The sequence below is a fragment of the Paenibacillus sp. FSL A5-0031 genome (assembly GCF_001956295.1).
Classification (GTDB): domain Bacteria; phylum Bacillota; class Bacilli; order Paenibacillales; family Paenibacillaceae; genus Pristimantibacillus.
Window position 1 is genome coordinate 161,914 of the sequence record NZ_MRTD01000005.1, and the last position, 25,851, is coordinate 187,764.

The window sequence follows — 25,851 nt, forward strand, 5'->3', positions numbered from 1 at the left end:
TAGAATGCCACTTTACAAACCGACCGGCGGTCTGTATTATAAAGACATCAACAAACCGACCGACGGTCTGCAATTGTTTTGTATAAATTATCGTCGATTGCAACTCATATTAAACAATTAATAATAAAGGAGGCTGCTTATGGTAGATTACACTGCAAATGCGAGCTATAAATTATTGTTGGAAACAGCAGAGCAGCTCATTCAGGAAAAAGGCTGCCGAAATACCACATTGCAGCAAATTATGCTTAGTACCGGATTGTCCAAAGGTGCCATCTATCATTATGTAAAAAGCAAAGAAGAGCTTTTTGGACTTATATTGGCTTCGCAAGTGGAGCTCATTAATGATTCCTTCCTGCTAACGATAGAGAAAAGCTGCAGTCTTGCAGCTCCATTGCTTGCTATTACTGAGGGGCTTGATCGGCTTCAGCAGAAGGATAGTGTGGCTAATCAAATCTTAACATATCTGCTTAGTCAGAAGGATAAGCCAGGTATTGCAAATGTGCTGCAGCAATTTCACGAGCGTTCAACAGCGACCTTGCTCGAGTGGATAGAAAGCGGACAAAAAGAGGGTCTCATTGCTCAAACCGTGGATGCGCGTAAAGCAGCAGAGCAAGGCGTAATGCTGTCATACGGCATGTGCGTTCGGAACATTATGTTAGCCGACACGCTTTCATCACCAGCTCGTGCATTCGAGAAAGAAGATTTTTATCAATTTATGCTGCTCATATTACAAGACGGAACTTCTGAATAGTGTCAAAGAGAATCGCGACAAGGATAAGTACCGATGAGTAGATTTCTTACAATTATTTTAGTAACAGAAACGGTGGTGGAGCCAAAGTGAGCTCAAACAAAAAAATACTTATCATTCAAGGAAATCCCAACCCTACCAGCTATTGCAGCTCTTTGGCCAAGGCTTATGCTGACGGCGCGGTGCAGGGCGGCGCAGAGGTTCGAATCATACTTCTGCATGAGCTAAGCTTTAATCCTAATCTTGCCTTCGGCTATGCGAAGCGTACAGAGCTTGAACCGGATTTGCTAGAAGCCCAAGCATCGATCAAGTGGGCGGATCATCTTGTCTTCATTTATCCGACTTGGTGGGGGACGCAGCCGGCTTTGCTCAAAGGTTTTTTGGATCGGGTGCTGCTGCCAGGCTTTGCTTTTAAATATCGCGAAGGCTCTATATTGTGGGATAAGCTGTTGTCTGGCAAAACAGCTCGCTTGATCGTTACACTGGATACGCCAGTATGGTACAACCGCTTTGTATACGGTCAGCCAGGGCATCGCGCAATGAAGAATGCGACACTTCAATTTTGTGGAATTAAACCAGTACGGATTACGAATATTGGTCCAGTAAAAGGTTCTACGGATACGAAAAGAGGCAAATGGCTAGCGATTGTTGGTAAGCTTGGTAATAAAGGCTCCTAACCTATGTCATTCATCCAAGAGAAAGATAGTGTTCTGTCATATGCTATGGATGAAGAGGTAGGAAAGGGGATAGATTTCATTGGGTGATAATCAGGGTAGGCAATTAGCTAGCAAATGGGCTAAGACGGCAATACTGCTTTCTCATTCCAGCATCGCACCGCATATTCCTCCAACTAGGAGATTTACGGCCAATAACCTCAGAAGCATGTTGGATACACATCAAATGGTTGTTGTTAAGCCAGTAGTCGGTGCTGGCGGACACGGCGTTATTAAGGTTACGCGAGACGGCGATGGGTATACCTATACTTATTATTCGCAGACGAAACGATTCGCTAGTTTTGCGGCTTTAGTAGGATCGCTTAACAATCAACGTAAAGGCCGTGCTTATATTATTCAAAAAGGGATATATTTAGCCACGGTGGACGGTAGGCCTATTGATTACCGAGTAAAATATGTGAAGACGGATAGCGGCTGGGTCTATCGTGCAATTGTAGGGCGAATTGCTAGAAAAGGGCTGTTCGTAACTAATTTATGCCGAGGCGGCACATTGGTTTCAGCAGCAGACGGGATTAGCAGATCCCTATCTTCAGCACAGGTAGGGGAAAAGAAGCGGAAGATGCGTGAGCTTACCGTATTATCGACAAATGTGCTTGAAGCCAAATACCCCGGAATTGGCCAGCTAGGGTTTGATTACGGCATCGATAAACAAGGTAAAATATGGATATTTGAAGTGAATACTAGGCCGCAATAACGGGCAAACAAAAGGATGCGTAGAAGTGGAAATCACTTCTTAGCATCCTTTTGTTCAATAGAAGAAAGAAGATCATTTTCTCATCCTTATCTTATTTTTCTCCGTCAAAGCGGCTTCAGCATCCAGAGGGCGCCGAAGCCGTTTTTGCTTGATTCATAGGCTAGAGATCGGCCTTGGTCTCATTTTGACGAAAAAACTCTCCGTTACGAAGCCCATCGACGAATTGCTGAAGCCAGCTGTAATACTCAATCCCATGTCGCAGTTTGTTCAAGTCCTTTAGGCATAGGAGCCGCTCCTCAGCCTCCGTATCAATATCTAAGATGATTTCAGATAACGGAGGTATAACCTCATTTATTGCCCCGAGCATGACATCGATCTCGCGCTGCAGCTTAGCAGCAAAGAAGTTTTGGAAGGCTTGGAAAAAGTCAGTCTCCGCTACATATAAGTCTTTTCGTTCCAGTTTTTCATCCAATTTCATTATCATCTTTGAATCCATCAAGGATCGAACGGCATAGCTCATATTGCTTTTGCTCATATTCATTTGCTGTTTCATTTCTTCAAGTGTCATCGGTTTATCTTCAAAAAACATGATGCCGTAAAGCTGCCCGAATGAATAATTAGCACCATATAAATCCATCGTCTGGGCAATAGCGTCTATTATTTTTCCTCTTATTTGCTCCTGAGTCGTGGGCAAACTATTCTGATCGCTGGTGGAAGCTCTTTTCACAACATCACCTACAAGATTAAGATTTTATGATTCATTATACAGCAACAATATTAGTTGAAAGTGAATCTTTCAGGAAAACAACTCTTTTACAAGATCTTTATCAGACGTTAACGTTCAGATAATGTGGCTGTTCTAAACTGAGTGTACAATAATTTTTGAACAATAGAGGTGAAAACGAGTTATTAATGATAATTATAGCAAACATTAAGAAAAAATTGTACGATAAACAGGAGATGATAAAACGCGATATGGCTAAGGAATGGAAGGCTCTATTGTTCACGCTGCCGGCTATGATTCCATTGATTGTATTTTGGTTGATCCCGCTGGGAACTATTTTTTATTTGAGCTTTACGGATTGGGATTTTATGAGTCCCGTTAAAACATTTGTAGGTTTTGAAAACTATATTTATTTGTTCAATAATTCAGCATTCTATCAATCCCTTGGCGTAACCCTCCTCTTTTGCCTTGGAAGTGTGCTTCCGGTGATGGCTTTTGGACTTGCGCTTGCGTTGTTGCTAAACCGGAAGATGAAGGGCTCGGTTATTTACCGGACGTTATTGTTCTCTCCTTGGGTTACACCAACGGTTGCTGTATCTATTGTATGGTCTTGGATATTCGAACCTAAGGTAGGAATGGCCAATACGGTGCTGAGATGGTTCGGCTTTGACGGAATTGGCTGGCTTCAAGATACGAGATGGGCGCTTGCAGGGGTGCTGATCGTTACCATCTGGAAGCTGATGGGCTGGTCGATGGTGTTTTTCTTAGTCGCCTTGCAAAATTTGCCGCGAGAGCTATTGCAGGCTGGAGAGCTGGACGGGGCGGGAAGATGGAGCAAGCTTCGATATATTACGATTCCGCTCATATCGCCAACGACTTTTTTTCTTTTTATTGTACAAACGATATCGGCGCTGCAAGCTTATGACCAAATTAACGTGTTAACGCAGGGTGGCCCGGCCGGTTCAACAAGAACGCTTCTATATATGTATTATCAATCGGCTTTTGAGTCGTTTGATATCGGGGAAGCTTCCTCTGTGGCGGTTGTGCTCGTAGCTATCTGTATGGTGCTGTCGATCGTATCCTTTGCCATCAGCCGTAAAACCGTTCATTACAGCTCATAATCGTCAACCGCATGGGGAGGAGAAAGATTGTTATGCAAGCTCAAAATGTTTTTCGACGTACGATCAGGCATTTGCTATTGCTGCTCTTCAGTGCCGTTATGGCCTTTCCATTCTATTGGATGATTACAAGCGCGCTCAAAACAAATGATGAAATATGGCAATTCCCGCCCACCTTTTGGCCAAGTTCTCCTCAGTGGAGCAATTTTTTGGCGGCTTGGCTAGAAGCGCCTTTCTGGCGGTATTTAACGAATAGCATTCTCGTAGCTTCAGTTATTGTTCTGCTGCAGGCACTGAATTCTGCAATGATGGCTTATGCTTTGACGCATATGCGATTTCGTTTGAAGAAAGCCATCACTGCAATCATAATGCTTGGTTATATGATTCCTAGCACAGCGGTTTACTTGCCGAGCTATATGATTTTGGCCAAGCTCCACCTGCTCGATTCCTATGCTGGCCTCATTTTATCCAACTGCGTCAGCGTCTTTTCCATTTTTTTGATCAGACAAGCTTTTTTACAGGTGTCGCATGAACTGGTAGAAGCAGGACAAATCGATGGTGCGTCATCAATGCGGATTTTATGGTCGATTCTTATTCCGGTGACGCGTTCCTCCTTCATTGTGCTCGCTCTTATTACGTTCATTGAACATTATAATAACTATTTTTGGCCGATGCTGATCACGAAAAATCCGAATCTGCAGCTAGTCTCGGCCGGCCTTAGAAGCTTCTTTGTGGAAGGAGGAGCCTATGGCTTGAAGTGGCCGCTTATTATGGCGGCAAGTTCCTTTACGATTATCCCGCTGCTTGTGCTGTTTCTTTTTGCGCAGAAGACGATTATGAAAAGCTTCAATATGTCAGTTGGCGTGAACAAAGGGTAGAAAATAGGCATTGCTTGTTGTTTTATACAAATCGAGTGGAGGAATCAATTACAATGTTGAAAATGAAGCAAGGTTTAGCTCTGATGATGGTAACCAGTTTTGCGGTACTGGCAGCATGTGGACAAACAGCAGGAAATACGAAAACGAATAATGGAGCTACTGTAGATCCAACCAATGAGGCAAGCGAAGCACCTGCTCCTAAAGAGCCAGTTACGATTGAGTTCTGGTATGGGCTTGGCGGCAAGCTTGGCGAAACGATGAAGGAAAAAATCGACTTATTCAACAACTCGCAGCAGGAGGTAATCGTGAAAGGCATTGCCCAAGCGGATTACTCCGAAACCGAGCAGAAGCTTCAAGCTGCGATTGCAGCGAAGCAAGCGCCTGCTGCCGTTCTTTCCTCTAATATGAACTGGGCAAAAAAAGGGTTATTCGCTGACATGAGCGAATTAATTGGTGCTGACTCTTCTTTCAATAAAGAAGACTTTGTACAAACCTTTCTTGAGCAAGGACAGCTGGACGGCAAACAATATTTCCTTCCGATGTATGGCACGACGCAGGTCATGTATTATCGCAAGGACGCACTTGAGAAGAGCGGACTTACAACTGAAGATTTTAAGACATGGGAAAGCCTAGCTGCTTCGGCATCGAAGATGGCGGTTAAAGCGAATGGAAAAACAAGCTTCTACGGCTGGGAGCCGATGTGGGGCATGGAAAATATGATGGATGCAGTATTAGGCAAAGGCGGATCTGTTCTAAGTGATGATGGCAAAACCGTGTTGATTGACTCTCCGGAATGGGTTGAGACATGGGAGATGTTCCGCAAATGGATTCATGAAGATAAAGTGATGACGATCCACTCCGGCGGCCAAGGGTGGGAATATTGGTACAAAACGATCGACGATGTTATGAAGGGACAAGCTGCAGGCTATACGGGCTCAAGCGGCGATCAAGGTGATCTTGATTTCAATATCGTTGGGGCAATGGAGCAACCGGGCTGGGACGGCATAGGTGCAGGCAAACCTGTTGCAAGTGCAATTATGGCAGGCATTCCAGCTGGCGTTAGTGAAGAACAAAAAGAGGCGGCATACAAATGGCTTACGTTCTTCTCTGAAACGAAAAATACCGCATCATGGTCGATTGGTACGGGCTATATCGCAGTTCGCTCATCCGCACTTGAGGACGAGGAATACAAAGCATTCAGCGAGAAAAACCCTCAAATTAAAGTGCCGCTTATGCAAGCAGCTCATGCATCTGCGCCATTCCAGGACCCGACAGGCGGCAAAATAAACGATGCGCTTAAAATTGCAGCTGATAAAGTGCAAATCGGGAATGTTTCTGCTGAGAAAGCGCTCAAGGAAGCGAAGGAAGCAGCACAGAAGGAGCTCGACAGATTAAAATAGGAGGAATGGCGAATATGCCTGACTTAATAATAAATAATCGAGCATACAAGGTGTCAGGCATCTTGTTTGACAAGGATGGTACGCTGCTGGATTTCATCGGGATGTGGGGTAGCTGGAGCGAGTTCATATTCATTGAGCTAAAGAATCAGTTAGAGCACCGTGGAATTCCCTTTCAGCTTGACCTGATTCCTAGCCTTTGGGGCACGAAACATGATGCTGACAACAAGATCATCGATTATGATCGAAATGGCCCGCTTGCTATGGGCACGATGAATGACTTGTATGCAGTGATTGCTTGGCAGTTGTACAGCCAGGGCGTATCGTGGGCCGAAGCGATGGAGCTTGTTCAGCATTGCAAGAAGCAAGCGGATATTGAGCTGGAGCTCTCGCGCCCAGCTCTCCCGCTGCCTGGAAGCATTGATTTTCTGGATAGCTGCAGAGAGCATGGCATTAGGCTTGGCGTTGTCACTGCTGATGAAACGGAGGCTGCAAATAAACATTTGGAGTGGCTTGGAATTCGCAATTATTTTGATGTCGTAATCGGCACTGATTTGGCTCAGCGAGGCAAGCCGTTTCCGGATATGATGCAGCTGGCCTGCCAGAAGCTTGGAATTGATTGTTCGGAGGCTGCGATTATAGGCGACACTAATGGAGATATGCGGATGGGACTTGCGTCTGGAGCTTGTGTAAAAGTTGGTATCGCAGATGTTGCCGACGGCTCTCGCGTCCACAAGGCGCTTCCTAATGCAGATGAAGTTATTGCTTCTTATAGCGAACTAACGATTAGGAGACGAGTGAATGAAGAGTGAAATGGGCTGGGGATGGACATTTCTTCTTCTCGCTATCGTATTAGAGCTGTCGGGAACCGTTTCTATGAAATATTCAGCGGGCTTTTCACGATTTTGGCCCTCTGTACTCATGTTTTTATTTTATGGTGTCAGCTTCACGATGCTAAACTTCGCTCTATCTTATATGAATGTGAGCGTTGCCTATGCGATCTGGTCAGGTATTGGCATTATTCTCATTACGATTGTCAGCGTTACGATTTTTCATGAAAAGCTGCCTATTACCTCATTGCTCTGGATCGCTGTTATCGTTGTTGGAGTAGTGGGCTTGAATATGAGTGTAAAAAACCATTAAACGCAAGCAGAAAGGGAGAGGAATAAAATGCTGTCTCCAATTATTAGTTTTCAAGTCATTACGGACACCCATGTTACGAATGACCGGGAGCATATTCACAATAAGCATTTCGAGCAAGCGCTTCTTGATATTGCGGCACATGCCTCTAACAGTATAGGCATAATGCATGTTGGAGACGTGACGGATCATGGACTCAGACCTGAATATGAGGAGTTTGCCCGTATTTGGGAAGCAAACAAAGCAGGACTGCCAGAGATGCTGCTTACGTATGGCAATCATGATATTTTTTTAGGTGAATGGAGCAATCAGCTTAAACTCTATGAATCTAGCACCGGCATGAAAGGTCCATATTATGATAAATGGCTGGAGGGCTATCATTTTATTTTTCTAGGCTCGGAGCAAGGATTAAAGGATTTCGCCTATTTGAGTACAGAGCAGCTTGACTGGCTTGATGAGCGTCTTGGTGAGCAGGCATCAGCATCAAAGCCGGTATTTTTGTTCCTGCATCAGCCGCTGAAGGATACGGTTGCCGGTTCGCTCGAGGAGCAGGGTTGGTATGGTGTAACTCAGGACAAAGAATTGAAAGCAATACTGAAAAAGCATCCTCAGACAATCATGTTTAACGGACATACGCATTGGGAGCTGGAAGCGGGGCATACCTGCTTTGAAGGAAAAGGTGAAACGGCGACCATATTTAATACGGCTTCGGTCGCTTATTTATGGACAAATGAGGATGAGTACAAAGAGGGCAGCCAAGGTTATCAGGTTGACGTGTACGCAAATAAGATTATTGTGCGCGGCAGAGACTATACGACTTCCTCATGGATCGAAAATGAGCAGTATGAATTGAATTGGTAAGGAATCATTTCTCATATGAGCCCCTATTGGGGCTTTTTTTTAAATATAAGAATTTATAAGTTTGTTAGCTTATAAAGGGGTTATATTTCTCCGTCAAAGCTGCTTCAGCATCCAGAGGACGCCGAAGTCGTTTTTGCTTGTGTGATTGTATATAGGCTAGTGTAGGAAATAGGGAGAGGTTTCAATATATTCCATTAATAGATTCATATAAAGCGATTAAAGTTTTTTATTGAGAGGATGTAAAAAAGACCTGTGGATAACTCTATCCACATTATCCACCTTGATAATGCTAAAAATTCGACGTATATACACATGCTATTCACATCGTATCCACAACATCTTGTGTATAACCGGGACTGTTGTCCTTCTAATAGTGCCATGCTACTATGAAAAAGTAGTAACCAAAGTATGGAAGAAAGGGTGTGTAGTATGGAGCTACTGTCTGACGAAATGTTAGTAGACACTTATTATGCAGCTGTGCAGTTTGAATTGGAACCCGAGTTTATTCGAATGTTAGCCATCGAAATGACACGCAGACGACTCAAACCAGAAAACATCAAAATTACAGCATAAAAAGTCGCGATTCTTCAAGATAGCAAAGCGACTACATTTCCTTCACCCAAACCTCGGCAGTATGCTTGCAGGCCTGACAATATACAAGATGCTTGCAAGATAAAGAGTTTTGCACATGCACACTATTTATGAGCGGCTCGTCTTCGATCTGTTCATAGGGAGCGTAAGGGCTCGTAAGATCAGATACACGACCGCAATCGATAACTGCGCTATCGCAAGAGGAGCAGCGAACATGCAAATATTGAAAACCATTACAAACAGGACAAAACATAAGGGTATCCTCCTAGGCTCACCGTGCATATGAATGCAATAGGTGTATGAATGAGCTAAGCCAAGGTTAGGATACCCTTATGTTTATTTTTTTACCGTTATGATCAATATAAATGCGCTAAAGCTTCATGTTGCTGCTATGTCCTGGGGACAGCTTTGCTCCGGGATCAACATAAACCTTAGCGTTGTTAATAGCAGTAGGGGCTTCTCCGAAACCAACAGCGATCAGCTTAAGCTTACCGGGATAAGTAGTCACATCGCCGGCAGCAAAGATTCCAGCAATATTCGTTTCCATACGGGTATCAACGATAATCGACCCGCCTTGAATTTGAATACCCCAATCAGCAATCGGACCGAGTGAGGAAATAAAACCAAAGTTGACGATGACGGCATCGACTTCAAGTTCAATTGTTTCTAATGTTTTGACGTCGGATAACGTGACTTTCGTAATGCTCTCCTCACCATGAAGCGCTGTAATTTCTTTTGGTGTAAGGATGTTAACTTTCGAATTCATTAAATTCTCAACGCTATGCTCATGCGCTCTGAATTTGTCACGACGATGAATTAGCGTAACGCTCTCAGCAATGGGCTCCAGCATGAGCGACCAGTCAACAGCTGAGTCGCCGCCGCCGCTTATCAACACCTTTTTCCCCTGAAAACGCTGCAAATCACCCACAAAATAATGAAGGTTTTTCTTCTCAAATCCAGCGGCCTCAGGCAATTCAAGCCTCCGCGGCTCAAATGCACCAACACCGGCAGTAATAATGACCGCTTTAGCATAATGTTTTGTTTTGTCTGTTATAATTTCAAAGAGACGTTCATCAAGCTTGTTTACGTTTAATACCTTTTCCTCAAGGCAGATTTCCTGCTGAAAATGAGTAAGCTGCTCTCTTAGACGGTCAACTAGTTCTTGTGCCGTTACCTTAGGAAATCCAGCAACATCATAAATGTATTTTTCAGGATAAAGCGCTGCAAGCTGACCGCCTAGCTGGGGCATGCTTTCGATGAGCTTAACTGAAGCTTGGCGCATACCGCCATAGAAAGCAGCAAACATTCCTGCAGGCCCGCCTCCGATGATTAAAATATCGACGGGATCTACTGCTGATTCAGGGTTTGACATTGTAGCCACCTCCACGTTATAAGCTTTACGACTTCAATTATAAACTTTCCAGATATAAGAAGGAAATATTTAATTTGTATAGAGTTCTAAACAATTTCGTATATTTTGCCCTTGAACTTTGCCCGAAAACTCTGTAGAATTTCTGATGTATGTTATGCATGGGAGTGGTTGCATAAAACGTCGAAAGTTGTCGGTTTAATGCCATAGGCTCATTGATAAAAGCACTTTAATTAGAACACACTGAACTCATCATTATAAATATTCGGTTTAGCATGTGTAATTTTTCACAAAGTATAAATACAAAGATAAATAAGGAATGGATGGGATTAAACGATGAGTAACATACCTAAAATCGTTATTCTTGGCGCAGGGTACGGCGGCATTTTGACCGCACTTCGACTGCAAAAAGAATTAAATTACAATGAAGCTGACGTTACGTTAGTTAATAAACATGATTACCACTATATTACAACACATCTTCATATGCCAGCGGCAGGCACGGATAATCCGGAAAATGCACGGGTGAGCATTTCGAAATTGATCGATGAATTTAAAATCGACTTCGTGAAATCAACGGTCGTTCAAATTCGTCCGCAAGATAAAAAAGTGATTCTTGAAGACGGTACTTTGTCTTATGATTATTTGGTCATTGGTCTTGGAGGCGAGCCTGAGACTTTCGGAATTCCAGGCTTAGGCGAACATGCAATGAATATTCGCAGCATCAACTCTGTTCGTTTGATTCGCGAGCATATCGAGTACCAATTCGCGCGCTTCAAACGTGAGCCGCATCGTACGGATTATTTGACGTTTGTTGTTGGCGGTGCAGGCTTTACGGGAATCGAATTTGTTGGAGAACTCTCCGACCGTATTCCTGAGCTGTGCAAGCAATTTGACGTAGATCCTGCGCTTGTAAAAATCTACAACATCGAAGCAGCACCAACGGCGCTGCCAGGCTTTGATCCTGAGCTCGTAGAGTATGGGATGGATGTGTTGACCAAGAAGGGTGTAACGTTCCGTATTGGCACAGCCATTAAGGAGTGCTCGCCAGAGGGTGTAATCGTTGGCGAAGGCGAAGAAATCAAGTCGGCAACCGTGATCTGGACTGGCGGTATTCGCGGCAATCGCCTCATTGAGGAAGCTGGCTTTGAAACGATGCGCGGACGCGTGAAGGTGGATGAATTCCTTCGCTCCCCAAGCAATGAGAACATTTATATCGTTGGCGACAACTCGCTGATGTTTAATCCAGAAGGCCGTCCTTATCCGCCGACTGCTCAAATTGCAATGCAGCAAGGTGTCGTATGCGCCCATAACCTTGTCGCTTCCATTCGCAATCAACCGCCGAAGAGCTTTACGTTCAGCAACAAAGGAACGGTAGCCTCACTTGGCAAAGGCGAAGCAATCGGAGTAGCTTTTGGCAAAAAATATAAAGGCCGCGTAGCCGCATGGCTGAAAAAAGCGATCGACCTTCGTTACCTGTTCATCATCGGCGGCATTTCGCTTGTCCTTCGCAAAGGGAAGTTTCTATAATGAGACATTGCAGCGTACAAGTCCGCGGATTGCTGACCAGAGATGAGCTGGATCGTTACAATGCATTGATGGAAGTCGGCTCCTTCTTAGAATCGCAAACACGATACGACTTGGCCTATACGGTGCAAAAGGAAGTTGACCTCCTTATTCAGCCGGCGATCGAGCGGTTGAAGGACAAAGGCCGCGCTCGTGACCGAGCTACGCAAGAGTATTTGGAAGCGAAGCGGCTGGGGCTTGAAAACAATGACGAAGATGACGACGACGATAATTAAAATAAAGGCTTTCGCTCAATGGAGCAGCAACGAAACTGCTCCAAGGCGGAAGCCTTTTTCATTCAAATGATCTTCACGAAAAAAAAAGAAGCCCAAGCCATTTGAAGAAAAGGCTTGGGCTTCTTTCTATTAAATTTTCAGCAAGGCTTGGAATTTCTCAGCGTTCAAGAAATTGCCGACATAAAAATCGCCGAAGTCAGCGTAACGAGCGCTCACTTCATCAAAGCGCATTTCATAAATTAGCTTCTTGAATTGCAACGCATCGTCGGCGAATAGCGTAACGCCCCATTCCCAGTTGTCGAAGCCGACAGAGCCGGTAATGATTTGTTTTACTTTGCCAGCGTATTGACGACCGATCATCCCGTGGCTGCGCATCAACGTTTTACGCTCGTCCATTGCGAGCATGTACCAGTTGTCTTGTCCATCCCTGCGCTTGTTCATCGGATAGAAGCAGATGTGGTTTGCTTTTGGCAGCGTCGGTTTCAATCGAGCGATAATATCCGGGTTTTGCATCGGATCAGAGCCCGGTTGTGCCATGTAGTTGCTCAGCTCTACAATGCTGACATATGAAAATACCGGATATGTAAAGCTTGCGAACGTTGTTTTGTTGAACGCCGTTTCAAGTTCGTTAAGCTCCTCTAGTGTTTCACGCAAATGCATGAATACGAAGTCTGCTTTTTGACCAACGATGGAATAAACGGCTGTACTGCCTTCTTTATTTTCCTCCACTGTGGTCCATTGCTGCAAAAACGTTTGCAGCTCGTCCAGCGCGCGGCTGCGTTCACTTTCATCGGCTAAGCGCCAAGCGGTCCAATCCACACTGCGGAAATCATGCAGCGCGTACCAGCCTTCTAATGTTTGTGCTGCTTCACTCATCGTATAAATGCTCCCTTCAAGCTCCATAATGATGCTCTAATCATTGTATCGTAAGGAGGGCGGAGTGAGCAAATGGCGGTCTTGTGACATTTGTCCTCATATAATTGACTTCCATCTAACCATTAATTAAACTAATAAACGAGAGTGTGAAAGGGGAAGTTTGGATGCTTCAATTAATTATTGCTACCGTGCTGTTTTTAGTTATGATGTTCGGTATTGGCTTTATTTTGAATATGTTGTTAAAAACAACGTGGTTCCCGATATATTTATTTGTTATCGCATTAATTGTATTAGGTATTTGGGCTCCTTGGGATCAGTCGGCATCAACGACGATTGAAAACTTTGCTCACTACACGGTTTTTGATTACATACCGGTAATTGGAGCGCTAATCGGCGCATACGTAAGCGGATGGGCGATTCAGGCGCTGCGCAAGGGCGGCTACAAAATGTTTTAAGCCAAGCAAAAACGCCTTCAGCGTCCTCTGGATGCTGAAGCAGCTTAGACGGAGAAATATAAGCCCTTGATAAGCTAACAAACTTATAAATTCTTATATTTCAAGCAAAAACGCCTTCAGCGTCCTCTGGATGCTGAAGCAGCTTAGACGGAGAAATATAAGATAAGCAGAAGGAACGAATGATATGCCTTCTTATATTTGAAAAAAAAATCCCTCCTTCGGGGGATTTTTCTATTTTCCGACTCGTCCTGAACATCGGTTTTTATGTTAAAATAATAGAATGTTAGTGAAGGATGGAGCTGATGCTGTGCGCATCAATAATATATTGCAGTACACGGAACACCACCGATATTACATTTTTCGCGATTTTTCGCTAAGCAGCCTCGACTACAAAATGCTGTCGCTAATCTATCAGCCGATGATTGGCGCATTTGCCGTCGCATTTTACCAGCAGCTGTATCATGGCATTGCCGAAGGCACCTCGGGCTACTCTTCGATTGAGCCGCAGCGCAAGCTGTTTCTTGGTTTAGGGCTGGAGATGAACGAGCGCGGACGCAAGCATCTTATCGAACAGGCTTCGAAGCTGGAGGCTGTTGGATTGCTGCAAACGTCACGATTAGGCGTTCCGGATAATGCAGATGTTATTTATGAATATGAAATGTCCCAGCCCTTGTCGCCAGTCGAATTTTTTCGAAACATGCATTTAACGATGCTCTTGCGCGATAAGGTTGGCAAGTATGCTGTAATCTCGCTTCGAGAATCATTTGGCGCTAATGAACCGGATGAGCTGGCAGGAGCGAAATTAACGAAAGAAAATATATCAGTGCCTTTCTATGAGCTGTTTAAGCTTAATATGCAGTCCGTAGACAATGAGCTTGAGCAAGCGTTGACGGAGGTTGCGCCATCGCGGCAATCAGCCGCTAGGCCGGCACAAGCAACAGCAGGCATACCTTATGGAGAAATTATTTTGCGTTTTCCTCGTAATTCCGCAAATCGGCGGTTCGTGGAGCGGCTGCGAAGTGATGAAGAACAACTCTCGCAGGTAAACTATGTAGCTTACAAATATAATTTGGCTGTAGTGGATATATGTCGTTTGCTTGATGAGGATGGCATTTTTGGAGAGAGCGGCACACTGAATGTTGACGAGCTTCAACTGCGGGCTAATCAATTTTATAGGCAGGACAAGAAGCGGGAAGGCGAACGGCAGCGAGCGCTGTCACGCACGCAAGTTGTTGCGGACGAGGAGACGGTTGATCCTGATGAATTGACCGAGGAATACGAAGTGCAAGAGCAGCATTATTTGCAAGTTCCGAATCAGCTTAGCGGCCGCTGTGATGTTCAGCAGTATAATATGCTGATGCGAAATGAACCACATACACGGTTTCTTCAGCGCTTTTTCCCCGGAGCAGTACCGGATTGGATTGAACGTGTGTTTGAACGCATCGACCTCAATTATAAATTAGCTGCCCCCGTTATTAACGTACTTATACATTATGTTATTGGAGCTAACGATGCGCAGCGGGTGACAAAAACATTTTTGGACGCCGTAGCATCGAACATGCTTGTGAAGCAAATCGATACATTCGAGAAAGCTGTGCTTTATGTGCGAGAGCAAGCGCAGGTGGAGCAGGATAAGGAACGCCGCAAGGAAGCTGCGACCAGTTACGCTGGCGGAGGCTATAACGGCTCGAAAGGCGGTTCAAGAAGCGGAGGCAGCAGCAGGGGCACATCCCGTAAGCCTTCTATTCCAATCGTACAGGAAGATCAATCGACTTCGGCAGTTTCGGCCGATGAGCTTGAAGAGCTGTTGAAGCTGGCTCGGAAATTAGACGGTAAATGATAAAGGCGGTGTAAGCAGATGATGGAGTCGATGGGCGAATTGCTGAAGGCTTGGCCTTCCGGCAAAGCCTTTACGGAAAAGGCGGAGCATAAGCTGACTGAGCTGCTTGCAGAACCGCTTGTTGAGAAGCTTCGCGTTAAATATCCGGATTTGGATGAGCAGACGATCCGTCTTAATTTGAATCGGGTTTATCAATATGTGACGGAATACAGGAACTGTACCAATTGTCCGGGCTTAGACAATTGCCCGAATGATTTTGAAGGCCACTATACGCTGCTTAGTTCTGATACGGTGAATGGTCTAACGCAGTTATATGACCGTAAGGTAGCATGCAAGAAATTTAACGCTCGTCAGAATGAGGATCAGATTAGAAGCCGGATCAGAAGCTTCTACATAGACGAGAAGGCGCTGCAGCGCGGCTACTCGTCAGCTGAGATTATTACGAGAGATCTTGAGCGTGCAAAGGCGGTAGGGCAGGTTCAGAAATATATCGATCGCACGAAAGAGCATGGCTTGCAGGAGGAAGGCTTGTATTTGGCAGGCCGCTTTGGTACAGGCAAAACATTTTTAATGTGTTATTTGCTTCATGAGCTTGCGAAGGCTGGATATTCCGGTGTGATCGTCTACATGCCTGACTTTGTAGAAGATCTGAAGACGCTCATGCATGAGCCCGGCAAGCTGAAGGAAACGGTCGAGATGATGAAGGAAACTGACCTGCTTATCTTTGATGATATGGGCGCAGAAAATTTAAATCCATGGGTTCGCGATCATGTACTAGGCGCAATCTTGAATTACCGGATGCAGCGCAAGCCAACGTTCTACACCTCCAACTACGAGCTGGAGGCGCTGGAGAGGCATTTTAGCTTCACGAGCAAGGATGGCGATGAGCTGCATAAGGGACAGCGTATAATGGACCGTATACGGCCTTACGTTGAAGTCGTCATGGTTACCGGTGAAAACAAGCGCGGACAAAAGTAATCGATTAAAGCTTTGGTTAACGGATTCCTATTCGAGGAATTTGTTGACCAAAGCTTTTATTTTTGTTTAAGGCTGGTAGCGGCATCAAGCTTTATCTCAGTATGGTTGAAAGCGTATTCAGGATGAGCGCTGTTTTTATACTGTGACGTTCGTTCTGCTAGCATATAAAGCTTTCTTATAGGACTTATCAATTATTTGAAATTAAGTATTGACAGAAAGTGGGGCTCGCTGGTAAGATTCTTCCATAACCAACTAAGCAGGTAGGAATAATGTTTTCCGACCGGACGAACCGGAGCAAACACCTATCCAGGAGAAACATCCTCACAGGAAGTAAACTTCATAAATGTTTCTGAAAGCCTGTTAATTTAAAAAAGGGGTGTATGGAAAGATGAAGAAAATTACTCATGTTCGTTCCGTTGTTATTCTATTGGCATTAGTGCTTGTACTTGCTGCTTGCGGTCAAGGCGGCAACAACAAAACAAACAAAGAAACGAATAAGCCTACTAACGAGGCAACTAATACAGCTGCAACAGACGCACCTACGGATAAACCAAAACCGCCAGTTGAGCTTTTGAATGTATCCTACGATCCTACTCGTGAGCTTTATGTAGCATTTAACGCGGCATTCTCGAAACATTGGAAAGCGGAAACAGGTCAAGACGTGACGATTAAACAATCGCATGGCGGGTCTGGTAAACAAGGCCGCGCAGTTATTGATGGCCTGAAGGCGGATGTTGTAACGCTTGCACTTGGTTATGACATCGATGCAATCGTTGAGCCAGGGCTAATTAATGCGGATTGGCAATCAAAGTTTGAGCACAACAGCGCTCCTTATACATCAACAATCGTATTTCTAGTTCGTAAAGGAAATCCAAAAGGCATTAAGGATTGGAACGATCTAATCAAGGACAAAGTTGAAGTTATTACTCCAAATCCTAAAACATCTGGCGGAGCTCGCTGGAACTATCTTGCTGCATGGGGTTATGCACTTAAGCAAAATGGAAATGACGAAGCGAAAGCACAGGAGTTTGTTACACAATTATTTAAGCATGTACCTGTACTGGATTCCGGTGCACGCGGATCAACAACAACGTTTGTGGAACGCGGCATTGGCGATGTACTGCTTGCTTGGGAGAATGAGGCTTTCCTATCGATCAATGAGCTTGGTCCAGACAAATTCGAAATCGTATATCCTTCTTTAAGTATTCTTGCTGAACCTCCAGTTGCTGTAGTTGATAAAGTGGTAGACGAGCGCGGAACTCGTGAAGTAGCGGAAGCTTACTTGAAATACCTTTACACAGAAGAAGGCCAAGAAATTGCAGCTAAAAACTATTACCGTCCAATTTCGGAGACAGTTGCTGCAAAATATGCAGATCAATTCAAAACTCTAGAATTGCTCACGATTGATAAAGATTTTGGCGGCTGGAAAGAAGCGCAAACCAAACACTTTGCAGACGGCGGCATTTTCGACAAAATTTACACACCAGGCTCATAATGCAAAGCATAAACAAGATTGGAGCTGACTTCACATGAAAGGTTCCAAGCCCCGTAACGTACTGCCGGGTTTTGGTTTGTCGCTTGGATTCACATTGTTTTACCTCAGCATTATTGTATTAATTCCGCTGACTGCCGTTTTTTTCAAAACGGCAGAGCTCAGCTGGTCTGAATTCTGGAGCACGGTTACGAATGCTCGCGTCGTTGCATCTTATCGAGTCAGCTTTCTAACCGCATTTTTTGCCGGACTTGTTAATGCGGTATTTGGCCTATTAATCGCTTGGGTGCTCGTTCGTTATCAGTTTCCAGGCAAAAAAATCGTCGACAGTTTAGTGGATCTGCCATTTGCACTGCCAACTGCAGTGGCTGGCATTGCTTTAACTGCGATCTATGCACCGAATGGTTGGATTGGCTCATTGCTCGAACCGCTCGGCGTCAAGGTTGCTTACTCCCCGCTCGGTATTACCATCGCACTAATATTTATTGGACTTCCGTTTGTTGTTCGTACGGTACAGCCGGTGCTGCAGGATATGGAGAAAGAAACGGAAGAAGCGGCAGTTATGCTCGGAGCCTATCGTTTAAGAACCTTTTGGAAGGTCATCTTGCCTGAGCTGTTGCCAGCACTATTAACTGGTTTTGCTCTAGCTTTTGCAAGAGGTATCGGAGAATATGGCTCTGTCGTGTTCATATCGGGCAATATGCCGCTGAAAACAGAAATAACTCCACTGCTCATCATGACGAAGCTGGAGCAATATGATTACGCTGGCGCTACTGCCATTGCACTCGTAATGCTCGTTGTATCCTTCCTGATGCTGCTAGTCATTAATTTACTGCAGTGGCGAATGAATCGCCGCACAGTATCAGACTAAGAAGGGAGCTCATACAAATGGCTGGAGCAATTACAGTACACACGAATGCAGAAGCTTCCAAACGTCCGAGGCATATTACAGAGTCAGGTCCCGTCAAATGGCTGCTTATTATCATTGCGATGCTGTTTCTTGGATTAGTTGTCCTGCTGCCGCTGGCATCGGTATTTGTTGAAGCATTAAAAAAAGGTGTAGGCGTATACATTGATTCGATTACGGAGCCGGATGCTTTGTCAGCGCTTAAACTCACGCTTATCGTTGCATTAATCGCAGTTCCTGTGAATACGGTATTTGGTATTGCTGCGGCCTGGGCGATCAGTAAATTTCGCTTTCGCGGTAAAAATATTTTAATTACGTTAATCGATTTGCCGTTTGCTGTGTCGCCAGTCATTTCTGGATTGATCTATGTGCTGTTATTTGGCGCACAGGGCTTTTTGGGTCCTTGGCTAGATGAGCGTGGCATCCAAATTATATTTGCAGTTCCGGGAATCGTGCTTGCAACCGTGTTTGTTACGGTCCCCTTTGTTGCTCGCGAGCTTATTCCATTGATGCAGGCGCAGGGTGTTCAAGAGGAGGAAGCAGCTGCAAGCTTAGGCGCTAAAGGCTGGCAGATCTTTTGGAAGGTTACTTTGCCAAACATCAAGTGGGGATTATTGTATGGCGTTATTTTATGTAATGCACGAGCAATGGGCGAGTTCGGCGCTGTATCTGTCGTATCCGGCCATATCCGCGGAGAAACGAATACGCTGCCGCTGCACATTGAGATTTTGTACAACGAATATCAATTTTCGGCCTCATTCGCTGTTGCTTCTTTGCTCGTCATGCTGGCGGTCGTAACGATGATCGTGAAGAGCATTGTAGAATGGAAGTCTGGCACGCAGAAGCCGGCGGAGAAAGCTGAATAAATGACAATAATGGAGGGGTTTGAAATGGCAAAACCGCTAGAGTTAGATGCGCAATGGCTGGAGCGTATTTCTGAACAAGTAACGGGTCTTAATTATGGGCATGTAACGATCACTGTTCATGATGGAAGAATTGTACAGATCGACCGGACGGAAAGAACACGTTATGATGGTCCCTCTCAGAAGCAGCAGGTTCCGTCCGAATCTTCACAGCAATCGAAGCAGCGGGACAATTCATCAACGGGCGAAGCGCTTAGAATTGTGCAGTAGCTCCCTAATAGATTCGATAAATATACAACAAACCCAATGCCGCGCAGGCATTGGGTTTGTTGTATACTGGAAGAAAAGTATCCATAAGGAGAATATTAATGCCGGATTGGTCCTATCAGTCCTTGTTTCGACCACTTTTATTCAGGCTTCCTTCTAGGCTCAGCAGAACACTGACTCTAAAAGCAATGGGAACGCTGAGCAGCATCCCGGGCGGTACTTTTGTCATTCGTACACTTGGGCATATGGAGCCATCACCTCACTTGGAGCAGAAGCTAGCAGGCATTGCCTTAACTACAAGCGTGGGATTGTCAGGCGGTCTAGATCCGCAAGGAGTGGCGCATAAAGCGCTTGCTCAGTTTGGAATTGGTTTTATCGAGTATGGTCCAATCACCGTCAAGCAAATTAAGAGTGATAAGCCTATAACGAATGACATCCTAAATGAAACCATTCGATATCCAGATTATTATGAAAACGACGGTGTAGAGCAGTATGCTGAGCGTATGGGAAAGCCCGGACATTCGTTGCCGCAGCTGGCGAGAATTGCTCCAATGCCGCATGCTTCTTGCGAGCAGGCTCTAATCGAACTTAAAAGCATGATGGTACAGTTAAATGCAGCGGGTGCGGCTGGTTTTTATGTTGATGTCCTGCATTCTTCAAGGAGCCTCGAAGAAGCCCTCACTATTTTGAAAGGAATAGCCGGATACGCTTCCGCACAACCGCATGCTAATAAACCTTTGTTTATTTATGTTCCGCCTGACTTTTCTAATGACAGCTTAATCTCCCTGATCCACGCAGCAGAGGGAGTTTGGAGAGGCGTGGTCATTGGAGAAGCAATTTGCGAAGTTAACAACGAGGGCTATGCCGCAAGCGTGGGTAAAGAGGCTAAGGCACTTACGTTGGCAAAAATAAAGCTGCTGCGAAAGGAATGCTGTTCCCACTTGCTAATCAAAGCGGGCGGGGGCGTGCATGAGCCGCAGGATGCGTTAGATTTGCTGAAAGCAGGCGCTAACGCCGTTCTACTTCACAGCGGACTGATTTATGCAGGGCCAGGTCTGCCAAAACGGATTAATGAAGCTGTCATTTATGAGCAGGTGCGAAATCTTCCTGCGCAAGTGACTCCATCATTCTGGAAGCATTGGGGCTGGATGCTCCTGCTTGGAATCGGCATGATTATTGGCGGGATATTGTCATGGATTATTGCTGCGACTACGGTGCTGCTATCCTATGACTTGAATTTTATAGACATGACGTTGGACGAGCTGAAGCAAATCAACCATCATCTGCTGCATTTTATGTCTCATGACCGAATTACGCTTTCCGGAACGATGATTACAATCGGCATATTGTATGTTCAGCTGGCTAGACATGGATTAAAGCATAGTCTGCACTGGGCTAGAACGGCTTTGATGACGTCTGGTATTGTTGGGTTTTTAAGCTTTTTCTTATTTCTTGGCTACGGTTATTTCGACCCGCTGCATGCGCTAGCTGCTGCGGTTTTGTTCCCGATGTTTCTGCTGTCCATGCGCAGAAATCCGGATCAGCCCTATCGCTTGCCAGTTAATGTTCGCAATGATCGATTATGGCGTTTGGCGATGTATGGACAATTTTGTTTTGTCGTTTTGGGTTTCGCGCTGGCTGTAGGCGGTTTAACGATCGCAGGCGTTGGGATTACAGAGGTGTTCGTACAGTCGGATTTGGTTTATTTGAATACGACGCATAACGAGCTGAATGCGGCGAACTTGAAACTCATCCCGTTGATAGCCCATGATAGAGCAGGATTTGGCGGAGCGTTGTTCTGTGCTGCGCTGGCCATTCTTATTATTGCGCTATGGGGAATCCAGCAAGGATCGCGCTGGATATGGTGGACGCTGCTTCTTGGCGGAGCACCGGGCTTCTATGCGGGCTTAAGTGTTCATCTATCTATCGGTTATATCGATTTTTTGCATCTTTCACCTGCGTTGTTTGCGTTATTGCTTTATATACTGGGACTTATTTTCTTATATCCTTATTTAATGAGAAAGCAACAAGCATAGCGGAATTATATCTGATTAATCAGCTGCGTATCGTTGATAGGCAACAAAAAAAAGGAGCAGCTCGCTGCTCCTTTTTCTTATGAAATGATGAATTTCACGATTACAGCAACAGCGAAAATGACGGTCATTAAACCGAGCATGCCGCCAAAGCCGAACACGACGTCCATCAAGTCATGGCGAGGCTCTTCGTTAAAATGCTCGCGCGGGTCTCTTACGTTTTCCATCGTTGACGTCCTCCTTGAAAAAGACCGATTGCGTAAGTAACAACCAATTTACGGTCGTCTTTATGTAGTATCGGTTTATTCAACTTATATTAGTATACTCAAACAGATAAACAGTTGTAAAGCCAGAACCGGTGACAATTGTAAAACAAAGTATAGCCGAGTTATGATAAAATATGAACAGAATCATTTGGCAGTCGGAGGCGAGAGCATGGATCATCAGCAAACGGATCGGGAGCAGGCAGAGCAGCAGCTTGCAGAGGCAAAAGAGACGATACGGAACAAACTAGCTCTGCTCCCGGATCAATCAGGCTGTTACCTCATGAAAAACAGCGAAGGCGTCATCATTTATGTAGGCAAGGCAAAAGTGCTCAAAAATCGCGTGCGTTCTTATTTTAACGGCAGCCACAACGGCAAGACGCAGCGGCTCGTATCAGAAATTCGTGATTTTGAATTCATTGTAACCTCTAGCAATATGGAAGCACTCATTTTAGAATGCAACTTAATTAAACAATACCATCCAAGATATAACGTCCTGTTAAAGGATGATAAAACGTTCCCCTATATCAAAATTACGAACGAGAAACATCCGAAGCTCGAGGTCACAAGACGTATCATTAAAGACAAGGGCAAGTACTTTGGCCCTTACCCGAATGCTTATGCCGCTCAGCAGACAAAGAAGCTTCTGGACCGGCTATATCCGCTTCGCAAGTGCAAGACACTTCCTGATAAGGTGTGCTTGTATTATCATCTAGGACAATGTATTGCACCGTGTGAATTTGATGTGCAGCAGAGCGAATATGATCGGATGATTCAAGAAATTTCAAAGTTTTTGAACGGCGGTCAAGATGTCGTGAAAAATGAGCTGCAGCGCAAGATGGAGGAAGCAGCTGAGAAACTTGAATTTGAACGGGCGAAGGAGCTTCGGGATCAGCTGATTGCAATCGATGCGGTCATGGAGAAGCAGAAGATTACGATGTCCGATGCGCTTGACCGTGATATTTTTGGTTTTGCAGTAGATAAGGGCTGGATGTGCGTTCAAATATTGTACATGCGCCAAGGGAAGCTCATTGAGCGGCACGGCACAACTTTTCCTTATTACGGGGAAGAGTATGATGATTTCATGACATTCGTTACGCAGTATTATAGCGATAATCCGGCATTGCCTAAGCAAATCCTGCTGCCAATACCGCCTGAGCTGGAAGCGGTGGAATCAGCGGGCGGTGTGGCAGCAGTTGATGAGGCAGCCGTTACGCATGCTGACGATGTCATTGCATCCTTGCACAGCTGGCTGAAGGTTAAGGTGCTTATGCCGCAGCGCGGACGCAAGAGCGAGGTCGTAACGATGGCTATCGATAATGCAAGGGTGATGCTGGACGAGAAATTCAGGCTCATCGAACGAGATGAGGAACGAAGCGTCAAAGCGTCAGAGTCGCTTGCAGGCTGGCTAGGACTGGATGAAGTACGCCGAATTGAGGCATTTGATAACTCCAATATTCAAGGTACGAATCCAGTTTCGGCTATGGTTGTCTTTACGGACGGCAAGCCAGACCGCAAGGAGTACCGTAAATACAAGGTTAAGACAGTACAAGGTCCAGATGATTACGAAACGATGCGCGAGGTCATACGGCGCCGCTACGAGCGTGTAGTGAAAGAGGAATTAGCTCCGCCGGATCTGATTGTAGTCGATGGGGGCAAAGGGCAAATATCTGCGGCGCTCGACGTGCTTGAGAATGAGCTTGGGTTATACATCCCAGTTTGCGGTCTTGTGAAGGATGCAAAGCATAAGACAGCGCAGCTTATGACTGGAGATCCTGCGGAGATTGTTCCTTTGCCAAGGGACAGCCAGGAGTTTTATTTGCTGCAGCGCATTCAAGATGAGGTGCATCGCTTTGCGATTACATTCCACCGCGAGCAGCGCGCCAAGTCCATGGTGGAGTCGAAGCTTGATTCGATTCCGGGCATTGGCGAGAAACGGCGCAAGCTGCTGCTCAAGCATTTTGGCTCGATCAAAAAAATAAAAGAGGCCTCAGTCGAAGACTTCCGGCCTCTATCTATTGGTGATAAATTAGCTTCGCAAATTATAGCTGCTCTAGGGGAGGAGTCGTCGTCATAGACGGCTTCTTCTCTTTTTTGCGACTTAAATATTTTAGAACAAATGCAATCAGTACCGGCAGCACGGAGAAGAAAATAGCCGAGATTATGTTCGGTGCTGTTCCAATAGTGAGCAAGGATAGGCCAACTGCAACGCTGTTGAAGATGGCATGGGTGAACATGGCTGTAATGAAGCCGTATCTGACGAAAATAAAGCTGAACAACAGCCCGATAATCATCAGCTCAAACAATCTCGTTGTGGACGGATAAAAAGGATACATCACATGGCCGAGCGCCCAGAAGAAGGTAGGCAGCAGTGCTGCGGCAAACGTGTTTTTAAACCACCTGCGAAATAGTCCAATACCGAAGAAGCGGAATACGGCTTCTTCGCCAATTGCGGCAGCCCAAGCAAGCACGGGCATTAGCCAAAGAATACCCATATTGTATGGGGATTGTGAGGCATCTGATGTTTCCCAAGTGCCAATGGACAGCTTCAAGGCGATAAAGATAACCGATTGAATTGCGAATAAGATGATCGCGAATAAATAGGACAAGCCCACGCTGCGCCAAACATAATCGCCATACCCTCTCTGACCAAAGCGCGGCCATAAAACGCGGCCCTGCGCCTTCCAGAGGCCGTCTCCGGCAACGATGGATACATAAATGGAACCTGCCATTGGAATCGCCAGCAGAACACTTACGATGGCAGTGATCGAAACGGTAGCGCCTGCCATATCCGTCTCGCCGAGCGTAGCCCGGATACCATCCAGAACGTTTAAATTCATGATCGTATAAGTAATTAAATAAATGATCGTTAATACGATTCCGTATTTAAAGGATGTATGTTTTCGATACAAAACGGAGTAAATAATAGCTAAGACGAATAAAACGAAGCTCATGAACAAATAACCGATAGATGTAAGGTATCCGGCTATCTTATCTTGTTTCTCTACATAGTTTATGTAATCGGATGGTGCCTCGAATATCGGTTTATATTTAGTAATGATCGTACGGTCATTCACGACAAGAGCGTTAACCAATACGTTAAGATGAGCATTTTTAATGGAATAACCTGCAGGAGGCTTGGGCTGCCAATCGCCATTAGGCAATATTTGACCGCCTATGAATTCAGTACCGCTGAAATTTCCTGCGGTTAGGAAGGCAATAGCTTCTTTTGCTTTATCTGCATCTGATAGCTGTTCTCCCTCAAGCTTCAAGTTCCAAGCTACGACTTTCCCGCTATGCATATGCAGATAAACATATCCGCTGCCGCCGCCTACGAATTTAAGATCAACCTGAAACGTATCTGTAGGAAACCTAGGGTCATATTTATCCGTATATGCTTTGACTAGCTCATATTTAGATAAGTAGCCATTCATAATTTTATCGGTTTGATGTACGGCTTTAGCCGATTTCACCTTCAAGTCTGTTTCTTTTTCAACAAATACAGACGCCTTATCCTCCGCCGCTGATTTCGTAATCACCTTGGTATTCATTTCGCCAGATGAGATAGCTGTAATCATTGGAACGATTTGTACGGCTCCATAAATAATAAAGCAAGCAACTGCTGCCCATATAAATCGTTTCCATTCATTGGGTTTAATAGAATCAATCATAGTTTCACCTCAACTGTCTTCATAATAAATAGCTCATTTTATAACCTTAACATATGAATCCCTAAATTATCCAATGAAAATGACCGTTTGTTTTCAAAAAAATGCGAAATAACGATGTCCAGCAAGCTAGCTATGTGCTGGTTCGTCCCA

Annotated in this window: 27 protein-coding genes; 21 read left to right on the forward strand and 6 right to left on the reverse strand. The window is 45.1% G+C overall.

Annotation, left to right across the window (positions count from 1 at the left end):
- The first annotated feature begins 139 nt into the window (after positions 1-139).
- The 3 genes from BK120_RS11070 (at position 140) to BK120_RS11080 (ending at position 2,176) form a co-directional block, all read left to right on the forward strand.
- A complete protein-coding gene (locus BK120_RS11070) occupies positions 140-751 on the forward strand; it encodes a TetR/AcrR family transcriptional regulator (protein WP_076267554.1) in 612 nt (203 codons plus the stop codon).
- An 86-nt stretch (positions 752-837) separates the two neighbouring features.
- Positions 838-1,425, forward strand: a complete 588-nt coding sequence (locus BK120_RS11075; RefSeq protein ID WP_076267555.1) for an NAD(P)H-dependent oxidoreductase — start codon at positions 838-840, stop codon at positions 1,423-1,425.
- 79 nt (positions 1,426-1,504) lie between these two features.
- Entirely contained in the window at positions 1,505-2,176 is a 672-nt protein-coding gene (locus tag BK120_RS11080; RefSeq protein WP_076267556.1) for a YheC/YheD family protein, read from the forward strand.
- Between the two features lie 160 nt (positions 2,177-2,336).
- On the opposite strand, the gene BK120_RS11085 is transcribed toward BK120_RS11080, so the two are convergent.
- Positions 2,337-2,903 (reverse strand): GbsR/MarR family transcriptional regulator, encoded by a 567-nt coding sequence (locus BK120_RS11085; protein ID WP_076267557.1) that lies wholly within the window; start codon positions 2,901-2,903, stop codon positions 2,337-2,339.
- 248 nt (positions 2,904-3,151) lie between these two features.
- Between BK120_RS11085 and BK120_RS11090 the strand changes: the two genes are divergently transcribed.
- The 7 genes from BK120_RS11090 to sda all read left to right on the forward strand — a co-directional run bounded on the left by BK120_RS11090 (position 3,152) and on the right by sda (position 8,867).
- A complete protein-coding gene (locus BK120_RS11090; protein WP_256710854.1) occupies positions 3,152-4,021 on the forward strand; it encodes a carbohydrate ABC transporter permease in 870 nt (289 codons plus the stop codon).
- A 32-nt stretch (positions 4,022-4,053) separates the two neighbouring features.
- A complete protein-coding gene (locus BK120_RS11095; RefSeq protein ID WP_076267558.1) occupies positions 4,054-4,896 on the forward strand; it encodes a carbohydrate ABC transporter permease in 843 nt (280 codons plus the stop codon).
- 53 nt (positions 4,897-4,949) lie between these two features.
- The gene (locus BK120_RS11100; protein WP_076267559.1) at positions 4,950-6,296 is read left to right on the forward strand and encodes an extracellular solute-binding protein; all 1,347 of its coding nucleotides are present in this window, start codon (positions 4,950-4,952) and stop codon (positions 6,294-6,296) included.
- Between the two features lie 14 nt (positions 6,297-6,310).
- On the forward strand, positions 6,311-7,105 hold the full coding sequence (locus BK120_RS11105) for an HAD family hydrolase (protein ID WP_076267560.1): 795 nt from the start codon (positions 6,311-6,313) through the stop codon (positions 7,103-7,105).
- Positions 7,095-7,436: a DMT family transporter gene (locus tag BK120_RS34875; RefSeq protein WP_076267561.1), complete on the forward strand. Its 342-nt coding sequence runs from the start codon at positions 7,095-7,097 to the stop codon at positions 7,434-7,436. The genes BK120_RS11105 and BK120_RS34875 overlap by 11 nt, the downstream gene beginning before the upstream one ends.
- Positions 7,437-7,463: 27 nt before the next feature.
- Entirely contained in the window at positions 7,464-8,294 is an 831-nt protein-coding gene (locus tag BK120_RS11115; RefSeq protein WP_076267562.1) for a metallophosphoesterase family protein, read from the forward strand.
- A gap of 429 nt (positions 8,295-8,723) precedes the next feature.
- Positions 8,724-8,867 carry a sporulation histidine kinase inhibitor Sda gene (gene sda, locus BK120_RS11120; protein WP_076267563.1) on the forward strand — a complete coding sequence of 48 codons (144 nt, stop codon included), beginning with the start codon at positions 8,724-8,726 and terminating at the stop codon, positions 8,865-8,867.
- Positions 8,868-8,898: 31 nt separating this feature from the next.
- Here the strand turns inward: sda and BK120_RS11125 are convergent, their stop codons facing one another.
- Both BK120_RS11125 and BK120_RS11130 read right to left on the reverse strand, forming a co-directional pair.
- The gene (locus tag BK120_RS11125) at positions 8,899-9,138 is read right to left on the reverse strand and encodes a hypothetical protein (RefSeq protein WP_076267564.1); all 240 of its coding nucleotides are present in this window, start codon (positions 9,136-9,138) and stop codon (positions 8,899-8,901) included.
- A gap of 117 nt (positions 9,139-9,255) precedes the next feature.
- Complete coding sequence (locus tag BK120_RS11130; RefSeq protein ID WP_076267565.1) at positions 9,256-10,257, reverse strand: NAD(P)/FAD-dependent oxidoreductase; 1,002 nt, start codon at positions 10,255-10,257, stop codon at positions 9,256-9,258.
- A 333-nt stretch (positions 10,258-10,590) separates the two neighbouring features.
- On the opposite strand from BK120_RS11130, the gene BK120_RS11135 reads away from it, so the two are divergent.
- Positions 10,591-11,784: an NAD(P)/FAD-dependent oxidoreductase gene (locus BK120_RS11135; RefSeq protein WP_076267566.1), complete on the forward strand. Its 1,194-nt coding sequence runs from the start codon at positions 10,591-10,593 to the stop codon at positions 11,782-11,784.
- Positions 11,784-12,056, forward strand: a complete 273-nt coding sequence (locus BK120_RS11140; RefSeq protein WP_076267567.1) for a hypothetical protein — start codon at positions 11,784-11,786, stop codon at positions 12,054-12,056. Before BK120_RS11135 ends, BK120_RS11140 begins: the two co-directional genes overlap by 1 nt.
- Positions 12,057-12,185: 129 nt before the next feature.
- Here BK120_RS11140 and hemQ read toward each other — a convergent pair whose 3' ends face one another.
- The gene (gene hemQ / locus BK120_RS11145; RefSeq protein ID WP_076267749.1) at positions 12,186-12,932 is read right to left on the reverse strand and encodes a hydrogen peroxide-dependent heme synthase; all 747 of its coding nucleotides are present in this window, start codon (positions 12,930-12,932) and stop codon (positions 12,186-12,188) included.
- Between the two features lie 164 nt (positions 12,933-13,096).
- Between hemQ and BK120_RS11150 the strand changes: the two genes are divergently transcribed.
- The 8 genes from BK120_RS11150 (at position 13,097) to BK120_RS11185 (ending at position 21,770) form a co-directional block, all read left to right on the forward strand.
- On the forward strand, positions 13,097-13,387 hold the full coding sequence (locus BK120_RS11150; RefSeq protein ID WP_076267568.1) for a YuiB family protein: 291 nt from the start codon (positions 13,097-13,099) through the stop codon (positions 13,385-13,387).
- 307 nt (positions 13,388-13,694) lie between these two features.
- Entirely contained in the window at positions 13,695-15,227 is a 1,533-nt protein-coding gene (locus BK120_RS11155) for a replication initiation and membrane attachment family protein (RefSeq protein ID WP_076267569.1), read from the forward strand.
- 21 nt (positions 15,228-15,248) lie between these two features.
- Positions 15,249-16,205: a primosomal protein DnaI gene (gene dnaI / locus BK120_RS11160; RefSeq protein ID WP_076267750.1), complete on the forward strand. Its 957-nt coding sequence runs from the start codon at positions 15,249-15,251 to the stop codon at positions 16,203-16,205.
- 388 nt (positions 16,206-16,593) lie between these two features.
- Positions 16,594-17,700 carry a sulfate ABC transporter substrate-binding protein gene (locus BK120_RS11165; RefSeq protein WP_076267570.1) on the forward strand — a complete coding sequence of 369 codons (1,107 nt, stop codon included), beginning with the start codon at positions 16,594-16,596 and terminating at the stop codon, positions 17,698-17,700.
- 34 nt (positions 17,701-17,734) lie between these two features.
- Entirely contained in the window at positions 17,735-18,568 is an 834-nt protein-coding gene (gene cysT, locus BK120_RS11170) for a sulfate ABC transporter permease subunit CysT (RefSeq protein ID WP_076267571.1), read from the forward strand.
- A 17-nt stretch (positions 18,569-18,585) separates the two neighbouring features.
- Positions 18,586-19,470: a sulfate ABC transporter permease subunit CysW gene (gene cysW / locus BK120_RS11175; RefSeq protein WP_076267572.1), complete on the forward strand. Its 885-nt coding sequence runs from the start codon at positions 18,586-18,588 to the stop codon at positions 19,468-19,470.
- 24 nt (positions 19,471-19,494) lie between these two features.
- Positions 19,495-19,737 carry a YezD family protein gene (locus tag BK120_RS11180; protein ID WP_076267573.1) on the forward strand — a complete coding sequence of 81 codons (243 nt, stop codon included), beginning with the start codon at positions 19,495-19,497 and terminating at the stop codon, positions 19,735-19,737.
- Between the two features lie 98 nt (positions 19,738-19,835).
- The gene (locus tag BK120_RS11185) at positions 19,836-21,770 is read left to right on the forward strand and encodes a dihydroorotate dehydrogenase (protein ID WP_076267574.1); all 1,935 of its coding nucleotides are present in this window, start codon (positions 19,836-19,838) and stop codon (positions 21,768-21,770) included.
- Positions 21,771-21,847: 77 nt separating this feature from the next.
- Here BK120_RS11185 and BK120_RS34880 read toward each other — a convergent pair whose 3' ends face one another.
- Positions 21,848-21,994 (reverse strand): YqzM family protein, encoded by a 147-nt coding sequence (locus BK120_RS34880; protein WP_144376731.1) that lies wholly within the window; start codon positions 21,992-21,994, stop codon positions 21,848-21,850.
- A gap of 208 nt (positions 21,995-22,202) precedes the next feature.
- Between BK120_RS34880 and uvrC the strand changes: the two genes are divergently transcribed.
- Positions 22,203-24,107 carry an excinuclease ABC subunit UvrC gene (gene uvrC, locus BK120_RS11190; RefSeq protein WP_076267575.1) on the forward strand — a complete coding sequence of 635 codons (1,905 nt, stop codon included), beginning with the start codon at positions 22,203-22,205 and terminating at the stop codon, positions 24,105-24,107.
- Here the strand turns inward: uvrC and BK120_RS11195 are convergent.
- A complete protein-coding gene (locus BK120_RS11195; protein ID WP_076267576.1) occupies positions 24,073-25,701 on the reverse strand; it encodes a CPBP family intramembrane glutamic endopeptidase in 1,629 nt (542 codons plus the stop codon). The genes uvrC and BK120_RS11195 overlap by 35 nt on opposite strands.
- Between the last annotated feature and the right edge of the window lie 150 nt (positions 25,702-25,851).

What these genes read in the sequence shown, in the direction of transcription:
- BK120_RS11070 (WP_076267554.1), top strand. Translation starts at nt 140, where the DNA reads ATGGTAGATTACACTGCAAATGCGAGCTATAAATTATTGTTGGAAACA.
- BK120_RS11090 (WP_256710854.1), top strand. Translation starts at nt 3,152, where the DNA reads ATGGCTAAGGAATGGAAGGCTCTATTGTTCACGCTGCCGGCTATGATT.
- BK120_RS11095 (WP_076267558.1), top strand. Translation starts at nt 4,054, where the DNA reads ATGCAAGCTCAAAATGTTTTTCGACGTACGATCAGGCATTTGCTATTG.
- BK120_RS11100 (WP_076267559.1), top strand. Translation starts at nt 4,950, where the DNA reads ATGTTGAAAATGAAGCAAGGTTTAGCTCTGATGATGGTAACCAGTTTT.
- BK120_RS11105 (WP_076267560.1), top strand. Translation starts at nt 6,311, where the DNA reads ATGCCTGACTTAATAATAAATAATCGAGCATACAAGGTGTCAGGCATC.
- BK120_RS34875 (WP_076267561.1), top strand. Translation starts at nt 7,095, where the DNA reads ATGAAGAGTGAAATGGGCTGGGGATGGACATTTCTTCTTCTCGCTATC.
- BK120_RS11115 (WP_076267562.1), top strand. Translation starts at nt 7,464, where the DNA reads ATGCTGTCTCCAATTATTAGTTTTCAAGTCATTACGGACACCCATGTT.
- sda (WP_076267563.1), top strand. Translation starts at nt 8,724, where the DNA reads ATGGAGCTACTGTCTGACGAAATGTTAGTAGACACTTATTATGCAGCT.
- BK120_RS11125 (WP_076267564.1), bottom strand. Translation starts at nt 9,138, where the DNA reads ATGTTTTGTCCTGTTTGTAATGGTTTTCAATATTTGCATGTTCGCTGC.
- BK120_RS11130 (WP_076267565.1), bottom strand. Translation starts at nt 10,257, where the DNA reads ATGTCAAACCCTGAATCAGCAGTAGATCCCGTCGATATTTTAATCATC.
- BK120_RS11135 (WP_076267566.1), top strand. Translation starts at nt 10,591, where the DNA reads ATGAGTAACATACCTAAAATCGTTATTCTTGGCGCAGGGTACGGCGGC.
- BK120_RS11140 (WP_076267567.1), top strand. Translation starts at nt 11,784, where the DNA reads ATGAGACATTGCAGCGTACAAGTCCGCGGATTGCTGACCAGAGATGAG.
- hemQ (WP_076267749.1), bottom strand. Translation starts at nt 12,932, where the DNA reads ATGAGTGAAGCAGCACAAACATTAGAAGGCTGGTACGCGCTGCATGAT.
- BK120_RS11150 (WP_076267568.1), top strand. Translation starts at nt 13,097, where the DNA reads ATGCTTCAATTAATTATTGCTACCGTGCTGTTTTTAGTTATGATGTTC.
- dnaI (WP_076267750.1), top strand. Translation starts at nt 15,249, where the DNA reads ATGGAGTCGATGGGCGAATTGCTGAAGGCTTGGCCTTCCGGCAAAGCC.
- BK120_RS11165 (WP_076267570.1), top strand. Translation starts at nt 16,594, where the DNA reads ATGAAGAAAATTACTCATGTTCGTTCCGTTGTTATTCTATTGGCATTA.
- cysT (WP_076267571.1), top strand. Translation starts at nt 17,735, where the DNA reads ATGAAAGGTTCCAAGCCCCGTAACGTACTGCCGGGTTTTGGTTTGTCG.
- cysW (WP_076267572.1), top strand. Translation starts at nt 18,586, where the DNA reads ATGGCTGGAGCAATTACAGTACACACGAATGCAGAAGCTTCCAAACGT.
- BK120_RS11180 (WP_076267573.1), top strand. Translation starts at nt 19,495, where the DNA reads ATGGCAAAACCGCTAGAGTTAGATGCGCAATGGCTGGAGCGTATTTCT.
- BK120_RS11185 (WP_076267574.1), top strand. Translation starts at nt 19,836, where the DNA reads ATGCCGGATTGGTCCTATCAGTCCTTGTTTCGACCACTTTTATTCAGG.
- BK120_RS34880 (WP_144376731.1), bottom strand. Translation starts at nt 21,994, where the DNA reads ATGGAAAACGTAAGAGACCCGCGCGAGCATTTTAACGAAGAGCCTCGC.
- uvrC (WP_076267575.1), top strand. Translation starts at nt 22,203, where the DNA reads ATGGATCATCAGCAAACGGATCGGGAGCAGGCAGAGCAGCAGCTTGCA.
- BK120_RS11195 (WP_076267576.1), bottom strand. Translation starts at nt 25,701, where the DNA reads ATGATTGATTCTATTAAACCCAATGAATGGAAACGATTTATATGGGCA.